The 15640-nt window shown below is 72.5% G+C and carries 12 protein-coding genes; all 12 read right to left on the bottom strand.

The features are described from left to right. Positions 1–48: 48 nt before the first annotated feature. Positions 49–1950, bottom strand: a complete 1902-nt coding sequence (locus Cba03nite_RS25940) for a primosomal protein N' (RefSeq protein WP_203751589.1) — start codon at positions 1948–1950, stop codon at positions 49–51. Positions 1951–2154: 204 nt separating this feature from the next. After that, on the bottom strand, positions 2155–3345 hold the full coding sequence (metK, locus tag Cba03nite_RS25945) for a methionine adenosyltransferase (protein WP_203751254.1): 1191 nt from the start codon (positions 3343–3345) through the stop codon (positions 2155–2157). A 135-nt stretch (positions 3346–3480) separates the two neighbouring features. Then, on the bottom strand, positions 3481–4674 hold the full coding sequence (gene coaBC, locus Cba03nite_RS25950) for a bifunctional phosphopantothenoylcysteine decarboxylase/phosphopantothenate--cysteine ligase CoaBC (RefSeq protein WP_203751256.1): 1194 nt from the start codon (positions 4672–4674) through the stop codon (positions 3481–3483). Positions 4675–4685: 11 nt separating this feature from the next. Continuing rightward, a complete protein-coding gene (gene rpoZ, locus Cba03nite_RS25955; protein ID WP_203751259.1) occupies positions 4686–4952 on the bottom strand; it encodes a DNA-directed RNA polymerase subunit omega in 267 nt (88 codons plus the stop codon). A gap of 35 nt (positions 4953–4987) precedes the next feature. Next, entirely contained in the window at positions 4988–5602 is a 615-nt protein-coding gene (gene gmk, locus Cba03nite_RS25960; protein ID WP_203751262.1) for a guanylate kinase, read from the bottom strand. 382 nt (positions 5603–5984) lie between these two features. Then, complete coding sequence (gene mihF, locus Cba03nite_RS25965; RefSeq protein ID WP_203751265.1) at positions 5985–6299, bottom strand: integration host factor, actinobacterial type; 315 nt, start codon at positions 6297–6299, stop codon at positions 5985–5987. Between the two features lie 212 nt (positions 6300–6511). Next, on the bottom strand, positions 6512–7357 hold the full coding sequence (pyrF, locus tag Cba03nite_RS25970) for an orotidine-5'-phosphate decarboxylase (protein ID WP_203751268.1): 846 nt from the start codon (positions 7355–7357) through the stop codon (positions 6512–6514). A gap of 14 nt (positions 7358–7371) precedes the next feature. Continuing rightward, positions 7372–8646, bottom strand: a complete 1275-nt coding sequence (locus Cba03nite_RS25975) for an adenosylmethionine--8-amino-7-oxononanoate transaminase (protein WP_203751270.1) — start codon at positions 8644–8646, stop codon at positions 7372–7374. A gap of 74 nt (positions 8647–8720) precedes the next feature. Next, positions 8721–9758: a quinone-dependent dihydroorotate dehydrogenase gene (locus Cba03nite_RS25980; protein WP_203751272.1), complete on the bottom strand. Its 1038-nt coding sequence runs from the start codon at positions 9756–9758 to the stop codon at positions 8721–8723. A gap of 157 nt (positions 9759–9915) precedes the next feature. Further along, complete coding sequence (gene carB / locus Cba03nite_RS25985; RefSeq protein ID WP_203751274.1) at positions 9916–13254, bottom strand: carbamoyl-phosphate synthase large subunit; 3339 nt, start codon at positions 13252–13254, stop codon at positions 9916–9918. 1 nt (position 13255) lies between these two features. Beyond that, positions 13256–14359: a glutamine-hydrolyzing carbamoyl-phosphate synthase small subunit gene (gene carA, locus Cba03nite_RS25990; protein WP_203751276.1), complete on the bottom strand. Its 1104-nt coding sequence runs from the start codon at positions 14357–14359 to the stop codon at positions 13256–13258. Next, positions 14356–15633 carry a dihydroorotase gene (locus Cba03nite_RS25995; RefSeq protein WP_275411621.1) on the bottom strand — a complete coding sequence of 426 codons (1278 nt, stop codon included), beginning with the start codon at positions 15631–15633 and terminating at the stop codon, positions 14356–14358. The genes carA and Cba03nite_RS25995 overlap by 4 nt, the downstream gene beginning before the upstream one ends. Positions 15634–15640: the final 7 nt, after the last annotated feature.

Raw genomic sequence — 15640 nt, forward strand, 5'->3', positions numbered from 1 at the left:
GGATACACCCATGTGCCGGGCAAGTCGGATGATCTAGGGGCGCGGGGGTCAGAGTTCGTGGGGGTCGAGCTGGATGCGGACGGGGTGGGCGGCCTTGCGGAGGCTGCGGACACCGGCCGCGTCGTGGAGGGCCTTGGCCAGCGCGAGGCCGCCGCCGCGGGCGGTGCGCAGCAGCATGCGCTCCTCGTCCTCGCCGACCGGCAGGGGGCCGAGCACCTGCACCCCGTCGGGCAGGCGCGCCACGTCGAGGAACTCGCTCACCGCCGCCGCCGGGCCGGTCAGCGACGCCAGCCGCGCGGCGGGCGGGAAGCCCAGCTCGCGGCGCTCGCCCAGCTCCCGCTCGGCCAGCCAGGCCGGGTCCCAGCGCACCAGCGCCTGCACCGTGGCCAGCCCGCCGTCGGCGACCACCACCACCTTGCCGCCCCGCTCCCCCGGCCGGGCCAGCGCCGCCGCGTTGAACCAGCGCCGCGCGGCCTCCTCGGTGGCCCGCAGATCGGCCCGGGTCAGCAGCGCCCACGAGTCCAGCAGCAGGACCGCGCCGTAGCCGCCCTCCGCCACCGGCTCCGCGCCCGGCGTGGACAGCACCAGGGCCGCCTCCGCGGGCACCGTGGCCAGCACCGCGTCCTTGCCCGAGGTGCGCACCGGCACTCCCGGCAGGGCCCGGCCCAGCTCCTCCGCGGTACGCCGGACGCCCGTCACCGCCGCGCGCAGCCGCCTGCCGCCGCAGGCCGGGCAGGTCCAGCCCGCGGCGGGCCGGGCGCACCAGCGGCACGCCGCCACGCTGCCCGAGCCGCCCAGCGCCAGCGGCCCGGAGCAGCGTGTGCACCGGGCGCGCTCGCGGCAGTCCTGGCAGGAGACCGCCGGCACGTACCCCCGCCGGGGCACCTGGACCAGCACCGGCGCGTTCGCGGCCAGCGCCTCCCGCGCCGCCTGCCAGGCCACGCTGGGCAGCCGGGCCGACGCCGCCGCCGGGTCCCGGGCCAGCTGGCTGTCGTCGGCGGGCAGCACCGCGGGCGCGGCCCGGCGCACCTGGTCCCGGTGCGCCGCCACCTCCTTGGCCCAGCCGGTGGCCAGCAGCAGCTGCGCCTCCGCCGTGCGCGCGAAGCCGCCCACCAGCACCGCCGCACCCGTCTGCTGGGCGCGGGTCAGCAGGATCTGCCGGACGTGCGGGTACGGCGAGCGCGGCTCGGCGTGCAGGTCGTCGCCGTCGTCCCAGAGCGCGACCAGGCCCAGCTCCGCCACCGGCGCCAGCGCCGCCGAGCGGGTGCCGACCACGGCCGCCGCCTGCCCGCGCCGGGCGCGCAGGAAGCGCCGGTAGCGCTCGCTCGGGCCGAGCGCCGCCGAAAGCGCGACGTGCCGGTCCGGGCCGAGCAGCGCGGTCAGGGCCGCGTCCAGGCGCTCCAGGTCCCGCGCGTCAGCCACGACCACCACCGCGCCCCGGCCGCTGTGCAGCGTCGCGGCCACGGCCTCCGCGATCCGGGCGGGCCACTGCTCCCCGGGCAGCGCCGACCAGACCGCCCGTGGTGAGCGCCCTTCGGCCAGCGCGCGCAGGAACGGCTCGCCCGCAGGGTAGCGGCGCCAGCCGTCGGACGGCGGCGCGTCCGGCACGCCGTCTGGGGAGGGCACGCCCGGTTCGGCCTCCACCTTCGCCTGGCGAGGCGGCACGGCCAGGCGCAGCACGTCGGCGAGGCTGCCCGCGTACCGGTCGGCGACCTCGCGGGCCGCGCGCACCACCTGCGGGTCGAGCACCGGCTCGGCCGAGACGACCTTCTCCAGCCAGGCGAGCCTGCCCTCGTGCGCGGTCTCCTCGACCCGTTCGAGCAGCCAGCCGTCGACGAGCTGGCCGCTGAAGCGGACCTTGACCCGGGTGCCGGGGCGGGCCTTGCCGTCGAGGTCGGCCGGCACCCGGTAGTCGAAGGTGCGGTCCAGGTGGGGCAACGGCACGTCCACGCAGACCCGCGCGACGGCCAGGCTCCCGGCCGGCTCCCGGTCCTGCTTCGCACGCGCTGTCACGCCAAGAGTCTTAGCAGAGCGGTCCGACGCCGCCGTCGCCCACCGGTCCCGCCGCGCGGGATCCGCCGCGGTCGGACGTCAAGAAGGGCACCTTCTACATCGCAAAGCGATAAGAAGGTGCCCTTCCTTTCAGGCCGGGGGTCAGCCGATGGCGGACTTGAGGTCGGCGACGCGGTCGGTGCGCTCCCAGGTCAGGTCGGGCAGCTCGCGGCCGAAGTGACCGTACGCCGCGGTCTGCTGGTAGATCGGGCGCAGCAGGTCCAGGTCGCGGATGATGGCCGCGGGGCGCAGGTCGAAGACCTCGTTGATGGCCTTCTCGATGCGCTCGACAGGGTAGTTCTCCGTGCCGAAGGTCTCCACGAACAGGCTGACCGGCTTCGCCTTGCCGATGGCGTACGCCACCTGCACCTCGCAGCGCTCGGCGAGCCCGGCCGCGACGACGTTCTTGGCGACCCAGCGCATGGCGTACGCCGCCGAGCGGTCGACCTTCGACGGGTCCTTGCCGGAGAACGCGCCGCCGCCGTGGCGGGCGTAGCCGCCGTAGGTGTCGACGATGATCTTGCGGCCGGTGAGGCCGGCGTCGCCCATCGGGCCGCCGATCTCGAAGCGGCCGGTCGGGTTGACCAGCAGCCGGTAGCCCTCGGTGTCCAGGCCGAGGCCGTCCAGCTCGGGCGCGATGACGTGCTCGCGCACGTCCGGCGTGAGCAGCGACTCCAGCGAGATGTCGGGCGCGTGCTGGGAGGAGACGACCACGGTGTCGAGGCGGACCGGCTTGAAGCCGTCGTACTCGATGGTGACCTGGGTCTTGCCGTCGGGGCGCAGGTACGGGATGGCGCCGTCCTTGCGGGCCGCGGTAAGGCGGCGGGCCAGGCGGTGCGCGAGCGCGATCGGCAGCGGCATCAGCTCGGGCGTCTCCGAGCAGGCGAAGCCGAACATCATGCCCTGGTCGCCGGCGCCCTGCGCGTCGAGGCCGTCGGCGCCCTCGCCGGAGCGCTGCTCCAGCGCACTGTCCACGCCCTGGGCGATGTCGGGCGACTGCGAGCCGATGGACACGCTGACGCCGCAGGAGGCGCCGTCGAAGCCCTTCTTGGAGGAGTCGTAGCCGATCGACAGGATCGTGTTGCGCACGATCTCCGGGATGTCGGCGTACGCGGAGGTCGTGACCTCGCCCGCCACGTGCACCTGGCCCGTGGTGATCAGCGTCTCGACCGCGACGCGGCTGCGCGGGTCCTGACGGAGCAGCGCGTCCAGGATGCCGTCGCTGATCTGGTCAGCGATCTTGTCCGGGTGACCCTCGGTGACCGACTCCGAGGTGAACAGGCGACGTGCCACTCGATTTCTCCCATACAGCGACTTGGATGACGATGAATGGACGGTACGGCCCACCACCGCCTTGGCGAAAGTCTAGTCAGAAAGTAGGTCTTGCCGCCGCAGGCCCGGCCGGATGTCCGCTGGACGGGACGGTGATCACAGCAGCGCGACGACCTGGTCCCAGACCGCGTCGGCGAGCTCGTCCTTGCTCTGCGGGCCGAGCTCGCGCGCCGAGCCGTCCGCGCCGAGCACCACCGCCTCGTTGCGGTCGGACCCGAAGACCTTGTCCTCGCCCACCTCGTTGACCACGATCAGGTCGGCCCGCTTGCGCACCAGCTTGCCGCGGGCATGCTCCAGCGCGTCATGGGTCTCCGCGGCGAACGCCACCAGCACCTGCCCCGGCCGCTTGGCCGCGCCCAGCTCGGCGGCGATGTCCGGGTTCGTGGTCAGCTCGATGACCGGGGTCGCGCCGTCGTCGGTCTTCTTGATCTTCTGGGTGGCGTACGCGGCCGGGCGGAAGTCGGCCGGGGCGGCCGCCATGATCACGGCGTCGGCCTCCTTCGCCGCGCCGACGACGGCGTCCCGCAGCTCGGCCGTGGTGCCGACCCGGATCAGGTCCGCCCCGGCGGGCGTGGGCAGCGACACGTTCGCGGCGACCAGGGTCACCCGGGCGCCGCGGGCCAGCGCGGTGCGCGCGAAGGCGTACCCCTGCTTGCCGGAGGAGCGGTTGCCCAGGAAGCGCACCGGGTCGAGCGGCTCGCGGGTGCCCCCGGCGGTGACCACCACGTGGCGGCCGGCCAGGTCGGCGACCGGGCTGACGCCGCGCGCCAGCACCCGCAGCGCGATCTCGAAGATCTGCTCCGGGTCGGGCAGGCGGCCCTTGCCGGTGTCCTTGCCGGTGAGCCGGCCGACCGCGGGCTCGATCACCAGCGCGCCGCGGCGGCGCAGCGTCGCCACGTTGTCGGCGGTGGCCGGGTGCTCCCACATCTCGGTATGCATGGCCGGCGCGAACACGACCGGGCAGCGGGCGGTGAGCAGCGTGTTGGTCAGCAGGTCGTCGGCCATGCCGTGGGCGGCCTTGGCCAGCAGGTCCGCGGTGGCGGGCACGACCAGCACCAGGTCGGCGGTCTGCCCGAGCTTGACGTGCGGGACCTGCGGCACGTCGGACCACACCTCGGTGGCGGCCGGCTGCCCGGAAAGCGCCTCCCAGGTGGGTGCGCCCACGAAGCGCAGCGCGGACGCCGTGGGCACCACGCGCACCGAGTGGCCGGACTCGGTGAGCAGCCGCAGCAGCTCGCAGGCCTTGTAGGCGGCGATGCCGCCGCCTACCCCCAGTACGACGCGGGCCATGTCGGGAAGGCTCAGGCCTCGTTGGTCGGCTCGGCGGTGAGCAGCCCGGCGTTGATCTCGCGCATGGAGATGGACAGCGCCTTCTCCTGCGGCGTGGTCTCCACCAGCGGGCCGACGTACTCCAGCAGGCCCTCGCCGAGCTGGCTGTAGTAGGCGTTGATCTGCCGGGCACGCTTGGCCGCGAAGATCACCAGCGCGTACTTCGACGAGGTCTTCTCCAGCAGCTCGTCGATCGGCGGGTTGGTGATGCCTTCGGGTTGGGCGACGGTTCCAGCCACGTGTCCAGTCCTTGTCTAAGAGAGTGTGCGTGCGCTCAGATATGCGGGCGTGCGGCGGCGAGCGCAGGCGAACCGAGCAATCCTACCAACTCGTCCGCAGCGCGCTCGAGGTAGTCGTTCACGACAGTCACGTCGAACTCGGACTCGGCGGCCAGTTCCTCGTCGGCGTGGGCCAGCCGGCGGCGGATGGTGTCCGGGTCCTCGGTGCCGCGGCCGATGAGCCGGCGGCGCAGCTCCTCGCGGCTGGGCGGGGCCAGGAAGACCAGCTGCGAGTCCGGCATGGCCTGGCGGACCTGGCGGGCGCCCTGCAGGTCGATCTTCAGCAGCGCCGGGATGCCCACGGCGAGGCGGCCCTCCACCGCGGCGCGCGGGGTGCCGTAGAGGTTGCCCGCGAACTCGGCCCACTCCAGCAGCATGCCGCCGTCGACGAGGCGCTCGAACTCGGTGCGGTTGACGAACGTGTAGTGCTTGCCATCGATCTCGTAGTCGCGCTTCTTGCGGGTGGTGACCGAGACGGAAAGCCATACCCAGGGAGAACGCTTGCGGATCACCTCGATGACGGCATCCTTGCCGACACCTGAGGGACCGGAGAGCACGGTGAGGCGGGCGGGCGCGGCCGCTCTGGCGGCGAGCGGTACGTCGTCTTCCATTCTCAAGTTCTACCCAATCGGGAAGCGGAGGTGGCAGCCGGGCCCCTGTTTGCGCACTACGTCACCAAGACTTAACAGGGGGTTCCGGCCCGGATGGGGTGTTCCTGCCCTCAGAAACGAACCAGCGGCGCCGTCGTTTCGACGGCGCCGCTGGGCGACGATCTGCGGAGCGGGCCTCTCACCCGTTGGCGTGAGTCTCACTCACGCCGGGTGCACGACCCGATCCGGTGGGCATGCGGTGGAGCCTCGGCACACCGCCGCCCGTTCGCCGCGGACGTTGCCGCCCGCGGCGCGGAACGTGGCGAGTACCTTGGCGCGCCGCGATAGTGGCGGCGCGCCGGGACGAGCCATGTTCCGGGGAGTGCTGACGATCCGGGCCTGATCAGGCCGCGAACTCGGCCAGCAGCGCCTTGCGCTGCTGGTCGCCCAGCCCGCGCAGGCGGCGCGAGTCGGCGATCTTCAGCTTCTCCATGATCTGCGTGGCCCGGATCTTGCCGATACCGGGGAGCGCCTGCAGCACGGCCGACACCTTCAGCTTGCCAACGACGTCGTCGGCCTCGGCGCGGTCGAGCACGGCGGCCAGGGTGGTCTTGCCCTGCTTGAGCTGCTCCTTGAGCTCAGCCCGAGCCTTGCGGACCTCCGCGGCCTTCTCCAGCGCGGCAGCGCGCTGCTCTGGGGTCAGTGACGGGAGCGGCACCAGTTCTCCTCAGGTCCTCTTCCTCACGCCGGCGGGTTTGCCGACGTGTGGTGCACCGCCTTCCCCACCGCGGACGGTGGGTAACCTCGGCGCACCCGTTGCTGGTGAAACTCACGTGACTTGCGGGTCACGAGAGCAGATCAGCCCAGCGCGGGGAAACCTAGCGGTCAACGGCGTTTTCGGCAACGTCACCGCGCATGATCACGAAAAGGTCACGACCGGCCCGGACGTCCCAATGCGTCCCGACAGGCATCGAGCGTCCGGGATGCCGCCGCGCGCAGTGACGTGGCATCGGGGCCCGCGCCGAGCACCTCGCGCGACGACGACGGCAGCACCGCGGCGAGGTTCCCGGGGAAGATCCGGCGAAGATCGTCCGCGGTCCCGCCCTGGGCGCCGAGGCCCGGAACGAGGATCGGGCCGTTGAGCGCCGACATGTCGTGACCGGTCTCGCCGATGGTCGCCCCGACCACGAGACCGAGGCTTCCGATCGGCTCGACACCCTTGTTGAGCTGGGAAATCTCGTCGATGATCGTTTGCGCGACGCTACGGCCGTCTATGCCCCGAGCGTGCTGCACGGACGGACCCTCCGGGTTGGACGTGAGCGCCAGAACGAAGACGCCTCCGCCGTGCTCAGCCGCCGTGTCGAACATCGGGGCGAGCGAGCCGAGCCCCAGGAACGGGCTCGCGGTGATCGCGTCCACATACATGGGTCTCGATGGGTTCAGGTACGCGTCGGCGTACGCGGCCGCCGTCGAACCGATGTCGCCGCGCTTCACGTCGAGAAGCACAAGGGCTCCGGCCTCGCGCAACTGTCGGATAGTTGACTCAAGAATCGCCGCTCCGCGAGCCCCGAACCGCTCGAAAAAGGCGGACTGCGGTTTGAAAACAGCCACCCGATCGGCCAGTGCCCCGACCACCGTGGCGCAGAACGACGCCACCCCGTCCGCGTCGTCGGACAGCCCCCACGCTCGCAACAGCGAGGCGTGCGGGTCGATCCCGACGCACAGCGGCCCGCGCTCGTCCATCGCCCGCGCCAGACGCGCCCCGAACGGCTCCATGAACACTCCCTCACTCATCTCGTACACGCGGCGGCCGCCGCGCCCATCGCGCTCGTGATGGCCGCCACGTCCTCGTCGGAGCTGACGAACGGCGGCATCGTGTAGATCAGGTCCCGGAACGGGCGCAGCCACACGCCCGCCCCCGTCGCGGCGGCCGTCGCCGCCGCCATGTCGACCTCCCGGTCGAGCTGCACCACGCCGATCGCGCCCAGGACCCGCACGTCGGCGACCCCCGGCAGCTCCCGCAGCGGCGCCAGCCCCGCGCGCAGCAGGCCCTCGATGTGGCGTACGCGGGCCCGCCAGTCCCCCGCGAGCAGCAGCTCGATGCTGGCGCTCGCCACCGCGCAGGCCAGCGGGTTGCCCATGAACGTGGGCCCGTGCGCGAGCACCGGCACCGCGCCCTGCGAGATGCCCCGGGCCACCTCCGCCGTGCACAGCGCCGCCGCGAGTGTCAGATATCCGCCGGTCAGCGCCTTCCCGAGGCACATCACGTCCGGGGTCACCCCGGCGTGGTCGGCCGCGAACAGCTCGCCGGTGCGCCCGAAGCCGGTGGCGATCTCGTCGAACACCAGCAGCACGTCGTGCTCGTCGCACAGCTCGCGCAGCACCCGCAGGTAGCGCGGGTCGTGAAAGCGCATCCCCCCGGCGCCCTGCACCACCGGCTCGACGATGACCGCGGCCAGCTCGTGCGCGTGCGCCGCGAGGGCCTCCTTCAGCACGCTCACATAGGACTCGTCGTACTCGGCGGGCGGCACCGGCGCGAACACCTGCCGGGGCAGGACGTCGCCCCAGAGGCTGTGCATGCCGCCCTCCGGGTCGCACACGCTCATCGGATGGAACGTGTCCCCGTGGTATCCGCCGCGCCAGGTGGCCAGCCGCCGCTTGCCGGGCCGCCCCCGCGACACCTGGTACTGCAGGCACATCTTGACGGCGACCTCGACGCTCACCGAGCCCGAGTCGGCCAGGAACACGTGCTCCAGCCCGTCCGGCGTGATGTCCACCAGCGTCCTGGCCAGCCGCACCGCGGGCTCGTGGGTGAGCCCGCCGAACATGACGTGGCTCATCCGGCCGAGCTGGCCGGTCACCGCCGCGTCCAGCACCGGGTGCCGGTAGCCGTGGATCGCCGCCCACCAGCTCGACATCCCGTCGACCAGCTCGCGCCCGTCGGCCAGCCGCAGCCGCACCCCGCTCGCGCTCGCCACCACCAGCGGCTCCTGCCGCCCCGGCATCGGCCCGTAGGGGTGCCACACGTGCGCCCGGTCCAGCGCCAGCAGCTCGTCCTGCTCCAAAAGGTCCCTCCCGAAAGGAAGGGCACCTTCACAACGCTCCGCGTTGTAGAAGGTGCCCTTCTTAACCTCGTCTGTCACCGACGGCGCTCCGGGCCGCGCAGCGCCGCGGCGCGCACCAGCGCCGGTCCGTGATAGATGAATCCGGTGTAGAGCTGGACCAGGCTCGCGCCCGCGTCGAACATGCGGGCCGCATCGTCGGCGCTCATCAGCCCGCCCACGCCGATGATCGGCAGCCGCCCGCCGCTCTCGCCGTGTACGAACGAGACGACCTTGTGCGCTCGCTCGGTCAGCGGCGCGCCGGACAGCCCGCCCGCCTGCCCCGCCGTGCCCTGGTCGGCCGCCGCGACGCCGTCCCGCGACAGCGTGGTGTTGGTCGCGATCAGACCGGCCACTCCGCGCGCCACGCACACTTCGAGCAGCTCGGCGATGGCGTGGTCGGTGAGATCCGGCGCGATCTTCACCAGCACCGGCTTACGCGGCTCGCCGTCGGTCTCCGTCAGGGCGGCCAGGATCGCGTCGAGCTGGTCGCGGTCCTGGAGGCTGCGCAGGCCGGGCGTGTTCGGTGAGGAGACGTTGACCGCGAAGTAGTCGCCGTAGGACTTCAGCGCGTCATATGACGCTCGGTAGTCCGCGACGGCCTCCTCCAGCGGCGTCACCTTCGACTTGCCCAGCGAGATCCCGAGCGGCACCCCGATCGGCCCCAGCGCGGCCAGCCGCCCCGCCAGCGCCTGCGCGCCCTCGTTGTTGAACCCCATCCGGTTGATGATCGCGTTGCTGTCCGGCAGCCGGAACAGCCGGGGCTTCTCATTACCCGGCTGGCCGAGCGCGGTCACCGTGCCGACCTCGACGAACCCGAACCCGAGCGCCGGCCACGCCTTCAGCGCGACCCCGTTCTTGTCCATCCCGGCCGCCAGCCCGACCGCGTTCGGAAACCGCACCCCGAACACGTCGACGGGCTTGTCGACCGCGTAACGCCGCTTCAGCAGACCCAGCACGGCGGGCCGCCGAGCCAGCCCCGCGAGCCGCTCCAAGGTCCACTCGTGCGCCCGCTCCGCGTCCCCGCCCCCGATCTTGAAAAGCCGGGGCCTGACCACCCTCTCGAACACCGTCACGCCGCCACCGTCCCCGGGCGGTGGCCACCCAAGATCGCGTTGATCTTGCGCGAACTGTTGCCCTTTTGAGGGGTATGGGCGTGTCGCCCCCACAGTTCGCGCAAGATCGACGCGGGAGAGCGCAGTTCGCGCAAGATCGACGCGGGAGAGGGGCGGGTCACGCGGACAGCTCCGGGCGGATCACGGCGTGGAGGTGTTGCAACGGCCTTACCGTCATGTCGCCGCGGATCAGGGCTTCGATGCCCATCACGGCTGCCGCGGCGCCGGGGACGGTGGTGCAGCAGGGGATGTCGGCGGAGACGGCGGCGCTGCGGATCTCGTAGCCGTCGGAGCGGGCCTTGGCGCCGGAGCCCTGCGGGGTGTTGATGACCATCTTCACCTCGCCGGAGGCGATCAGGCTGACCGCGTCGCGCTCGGCGTCCTCGCTGTGCTTGCCGACCACCTCGCAGACGATGCCGTGGCGGCGCAGCACCTCGCCGGTGCCGACCGTGGCCACGATCTCGAAGCCGAGGTCGGCCAGGCGCTTCACCGGGAAGATCATGCCCCGCTTGTCGCGGTTGGCGACCGAGACGAAGATCTTGCCGCTGGTCGGCAGGGTGCCGTACGCGGCCGCCTGCGACTTGGCGAACGAGTGCCCGAACGCGGTGTCGATGCCCATGACCTCGCCGGTGGACTTCATCTCCGGCGACAGCAGGGTGTCCACGCCCTTGCCGGCCCGGGTGCGGAAGCGCTTGAACGGCAGCACCGCCTCCTTGACCGCGACGGGGGCGTTCTCCGGCAGCACGCCGCCGTCGCCCTCGGCGAGCAGCATGCCCTCGGCGCGCAGCTCGGCGACCGTGGCACCGAGCATGATCCGGGCCGCCGCCTTGGCCAGCGGCACCGCGGTCGCCTTGGAGACGAACGGCACGGTGCGCGAAGCGCGCGGGTTGGCCTCCAGCACGTAGAGCATGTCGTCCTTGAGCGCGTACTGCACGTTGAGCAGGCCGCGCACGCCCACGCCACGGGCGATCGCCTCGGTGTACTCGCGCACCACGTCGAGGTGGCGCCCGCCCAGGGTGATCGGCGGCAGCGCGCAGGCCGAGTCGCCGGAGTGGATGCCGGCCTCCTCGATGTGCTCCATCACGCCGCCGAGGTACACGTCGCCGTGCTCGTCGCAGAGCGCGTCCACGTCGATCTCGATGGCGTCGTCGAGGAACCGGTCCACCAGCACCGGGTGCTCCGGCGAGATGTCGGTGGCCCGGCCGATGTAGTCGCGCAGCGTGGCGTCGTCGTAGACGATCTCCATGCCGCGGCCGCCGAGCACGTACGACGGGCGTACCAGCACCGGGTAGCCGACCTCGTCGGCGATCTTCTTCGCGTCGGCGAAGCTGGTCGCGGTGCCGTGCGCCGGGGCGCGCAGCCCCGCCTCGGCCAGCACCCGGCCGAACGCGCCCCGCTCCTCGGCGAGGTGGATCGACTCGGGCGAGGTGCCCACGATCGGCACGCCCGCGTTCTTGAGCCGCTGCGCCAGGCCCAGCGGGGTCTGCCCGCCCAGCTGCACGATCACGCCGACCACGCCGGGGCCGCCCGCGGCCACCCCGGAGCTGTGCTCGGCGTGCACCACCTCCAGCACGTCCTCGAAGGTGAGCGGCTCGAAGTAGAGCCGGTCGGCGGTGTCGTAGTCCGTGGACACCGTCTCCGGGTTGCAGTTGACCATGACGGTCTCGTACCGGCCCTTGAGCGCCATCACCGCGTGCACGCACGAGTAGTCGAACTCGATGCCCTGGCCGATCCGGTTCGGGCCGGAGCCCAGGATCAGCACCTTGGGCCGGTCGCTCGGCGCCACCTCGGTCTCCTCGTCGTACGAGGAGTAGTGGTACGGCGTCGTCGCGGCGAACTCGGCCGCGCAGGTGTCGACGGTCTTGTACACCGGCCGCACGCCCAGGCGGTGGCGCAGCGTGCGCACCCCGTCCTCGCCCGCGAACTCCGGGCGCAGCGCGGCGAGCTGCCGGTCGGACAGGCCCGCCCGCTTCGCCTTGCGCAGCAGCGGCAGGTCCACCACCGGCGCGGCGAGGATCTCGGCGCGCAGCTCGACCAGGCCCAGGATCTGGTCCACGAACCACGGGTCGATGCCGCCGGACGCCTCGTGCACCTGCGCGACCGTGGCGCCGTGGCGCAGCGCCTCCTCGACCGCATACAGGCGGCCGTCGTGCGGGATGCGCAGGGCCTCCAGGGCCTCCTCGGCCGAGCCGAAGCGGTCCGGCGCGGTCCAGAAGCCGGCCGCCTTGGTCTCCATCGAGCGCATCGCCTTGTTCAGCGCCTCGGGGAAGTTGCGGCCCAGGCTCATCGCCTCGCCCACCGACTTCATGGTGGTGGTCAGCTCCGGGTCGGCGCCGGGGAACTTCTCGAACGCGAACCGCGGGATCTTGACCACGACGTAGTCGAGCGACGGCTCGAACGCGGCGGGCGTCTTGAGGGTGATGTCGTTGGGGATCTCGTCGAGGGTGTACCCGATGGCCAGCTTCGCGGCGATCTTCGCGATCGGGAAGCCGGTGGCCTTGGAGGCCAGCGCGCTGGAGCGGGACACGCGCGGGTTCATCTCGATGACCACGATGCGGCCGGTGTCCGGCTGGATCGCGAACTGGATGTTGCAGCCGCCGGTGTCCACGCCGACCTCGCGCAGCACCGCGATGCCCAGGTCGCGCATGTCCTGGTACTCACGGTCGGTGAGGGTCATGGCGGGGGCCACGGTCACCGAGTCGCCGGTGTGCACGCCCATCGGGTCGATGTTCTCGATGGAGCAGATGACGACCACGTTGTCGTGCTTGTCGCGCATCAGCTCCAGCTCGTACTCCTTCCAGCCGAGCACGCTCTCCTCGATGAGCACCTCGGTCACCGGCGAGGCGGCCAGGCCGCTGCCCGCGATGAGGTCGAGCTGCTCCGGGGTGTGCGCCATGCCCGAGCCGAGGCCGCCCATGGTGAACGAGGGCCGGATGACGACCGGCAGGCCCAGCTCGGCGACGGTGTCGCGCACCTCGTCCATGGAGTGGCAGACCCGGCTGCGCGGCACCAGGTCCCCGGTGAGCCCGAGCTTGGCCCCGGCCTGGGCCACGATGTCCTTGAACAGCTGCCGGTCCTCGCCGCGGCGGATGGCGTCGATGTCGGCGCCGATCAGCTCCACGCCGTACTTCTCCAGCACACCCGACTCGTGCAGCGCGACGGCCGTGTTCAGCGCGGTCTGGCCGCCCAGGGTGGGCAGCAGCGCGTCGGGGCGCTCGGCCGCGATGACCTTCTCCACGAACTCCGGCGTGATCGGCTCGACGTAGGTGGCGTCGGCGAACTCGGGGTCCGTCATGATCGTGGCCGGGTTCGAGTTGACCAGGCTGACCCGCAGGCCCTCACTGCGCAGCACCCGGCACGCCTGGGTGCCGGAGTAGTCGAACTCGCAGGCCTGGCCGATGACGATCGGGCCGGACCCGATCACCATCACGTGCTTCAGATCGGAACGCTTCGGCATCTCACTTGTCTCCGATCAGCTCGGCGAACCGGTCGAACAGGTAGTCGGCGTCGTGCGGCCCCGCTGCCGCCTCCGGGTGGTACTGCACGGTGAAGGCGGGCACGTCCAGCGCGCGCAGGCCCTCCACCACGTTGTCGTTGAGGCAGACGTGCGACACCTGCACCCGGCCGAACTCGGTGTCGACGGTCCCCTCCAGCGGGGCGTCGACGGCGAAGCCGTGGTTGTGCGAGGTGACCTCGACCTTGCCGGTGAGGCGGTCCATCACCGGCTGGTTGATGCCGCGGTGGCCGTAGCCCAGCTTGTACGTGCCGAAGCCGAGCGCGCGGCCCAGGATCTGGCTGCCGAAACAGATGCCGAACAGCGGGATGCGGTTGCGCATGACCTCCTGCGCGAGCGCCACCGGGTGGTCGGCGGTGGCGGGGTCGCCGGGGCCGGGCGAGAAGAACACCGCGTCCGGCTTGACCGCCATCAGGTCCTCGAACGTCGAGGAGGCGGGCAGCACGTGGGTGGTCACCCCGCGGGCGGCCAGCCGCCGCGGCACGTTGCGCTTGATGCCGAGGTCCAGCGCGGCCACGGTGAACCGATGCGCTCCCTCCGCCCCGACGGTGTACGCCTGCGGCGTGCTCACCTGCGCGGACAGGTCCGCGCCGACCATCTGCGGCTGCTCCAGCACCCGGGCCAGCAGTGCCTGCGGGTCGGCCTCGACGCTGGACACGCCGACGCGCATGGCGCCGCGTTCGCGCAGGTGCCGGGTGAGCGCGCGGGTGTCGACGCCGCTGATGCCGACCACGCCGTGGCGGGCCAGCCGGGTGCCGAGGTCCTCGGTGGCGCGCCAGTTGGACGGCGTCCGGGCCGGGTCGCGCACGACGTAGCCGGACACCCAGATGCGGTCGGACTCGTCGTCCTCGTCGTTGACGCCGGTGTTGCCGATGTGCGGCGCGGTCTGCACCACGACCTGGCGGTGGTACGACGGGTCGGTGAGGGTCTCCTGGTAGCCGGTCATGCCGGTGGTGAAGACCGCCTCGCCGAAGGTCTCGCCGACGGCCCCGTAGGCCTCGCCGCGGAACACGCGGCCGTCCTCCAGGACCAGGATTGCTTCGGTCACTTCTGCACCTTTCCGTCGAGCACCGTCGGCACGCCCCGCAGGAAGGTCGCGACGATCCGGCCGGGCACGGTCATCCCGGCGTACGGCGTGTTGTGGCTGAGACTGGCCAGCCCGGTCGGCTCGACCGTCCACCGCGTCGTGGGGTCGATCAGCGTGAGGTTCGCGGGCGCGCCCGCGACCAGGTCGTTGCCGTGCCCGTCGAGCCCGGCGATGCGGGCCGGGGCGCGGGACATGCGCTCGGCGATCAGGTCCCACTGCTCACCGAGCACGTCGAGCACGATGGGCAGCGCGGTCTCCAGGCCCAGCATGCCGGGGCGGGCGTGCGCCCACTCGCACTCCTTGTCCTCCGCGGCGTGCGGGGCGTGGTCGGTGGCCACGATGTCGATCGTGCCGTCGCGCAGGCCCTCGCGCAGCGCCTGGACGTCGGTGTTCGTGCGCAGCGGCGGGTTCACCTTGTATACCGGGTCGTACGACTCGGCCTTCTCGTGGGTCAGCAGCAGGTGGTGCGGCGTGACCTCGGCGGTGACGCGTACCCCCCGGGCCTTGGCGGCGCGGATGATGTCGACGCTGCCCGCGGTCGAGACGTGGCACACGTGCAGGCGGGCGCCCACGTGCTCGGCGAGCAGCACGTCCCGCGCGATGATCGACTCCTCGGCCACGGCGGGCCAGCCGGTCAGCCCGAGCTTCGCCGAGACGTCGCCCTCGTGCATCTGCGCGCCCTGGGTGAGCCGGGGCTCCTCGGCGTGCTGGGCGATGACGCCGTCGAACGCCTTGACGTACTCCAGCGCGCGGCGCATCAGCCGCGGGTCGGCCACGCAGAAGCCGTCGTCGGAGAAGATCCGCACCCGGGCGGCCGAGTCGGCCATCGCGCCCAGCTCGGCCAGCCGCTCGCCGGCCAGGCCGACGGTGACCGCGCCGATGGGCTGCACGTCGACCAGCCCGGCCTCCTGGCCCAGCCGGTAGACCTGCTCGACCACGCCCGCCGTGTCGGCGACCGGGGAGGTGTTGGCCATCGCGCAGACCGCGGTGTAGCCGCCCAGCGCGGCGGCGCGGGAGCCGGTGTACACCGTCTCGGCGTCCTCCCGGCCGGGCTCGCGCAGGTGGGTGTGCAGGTCGACCAGGCCGGGCAGGGCGACCAGGCCGGTGGCGTCGACCACCTCGGCGCCCTCGGCGGTCAGCCCGGTGCCCACCTCGGCGATGCGGCCGTCGCGCAGCAGCAGGTCGGCCGGCTCGCCGCCGAGCACCCGCGCGCCCTTGATCAGAATGTCGGTCACGAACGTC

Source organism: Catellatospora bangladeshensis (assembly GCF_016862575.1).
In the GTDB taxonomy this organism is placed as follows: domain Bacteria; phylum Actinomycetota; class Actinomycetes; order Mycobacteriales; family Micromonosporaceae; genus Catellatospora; species Catellatospora bangladeshensis.

What these genes read in the sequence shown, in the direction of transcription:
- coaBC (WP_203751256.1), bottom strand. Translation starts at nt 4,674, where the DNA reads ATGGCCCGCGTCGTACTGGGGGTAGGCGGCGGCATCGCCGCCTACAAG.
- gmk (WP_203751262.1), bottom strand. Translation starts at nt 5,602, where the DNA reads ATGGAAGACGACGTACCGCTCGCCGCCAGAGCGGCCGCGCCCGCCCGC.
- pyrF (WP_203751268.1), bottom strand. Translation starts at nt 7,357, where the DNA reads ATGGAGCCGTTCGGGGCGCGTCTGGCGCGGGCGATGGACGAGCGCGGG.
- carB (WP_203751274.1), bottom strand. Translation starts at nt 13,254, where the DNA reads ATGCCGAAGCGTTCCGATCTGAAGCACGTGATGGTGATCGGGTCCGGC.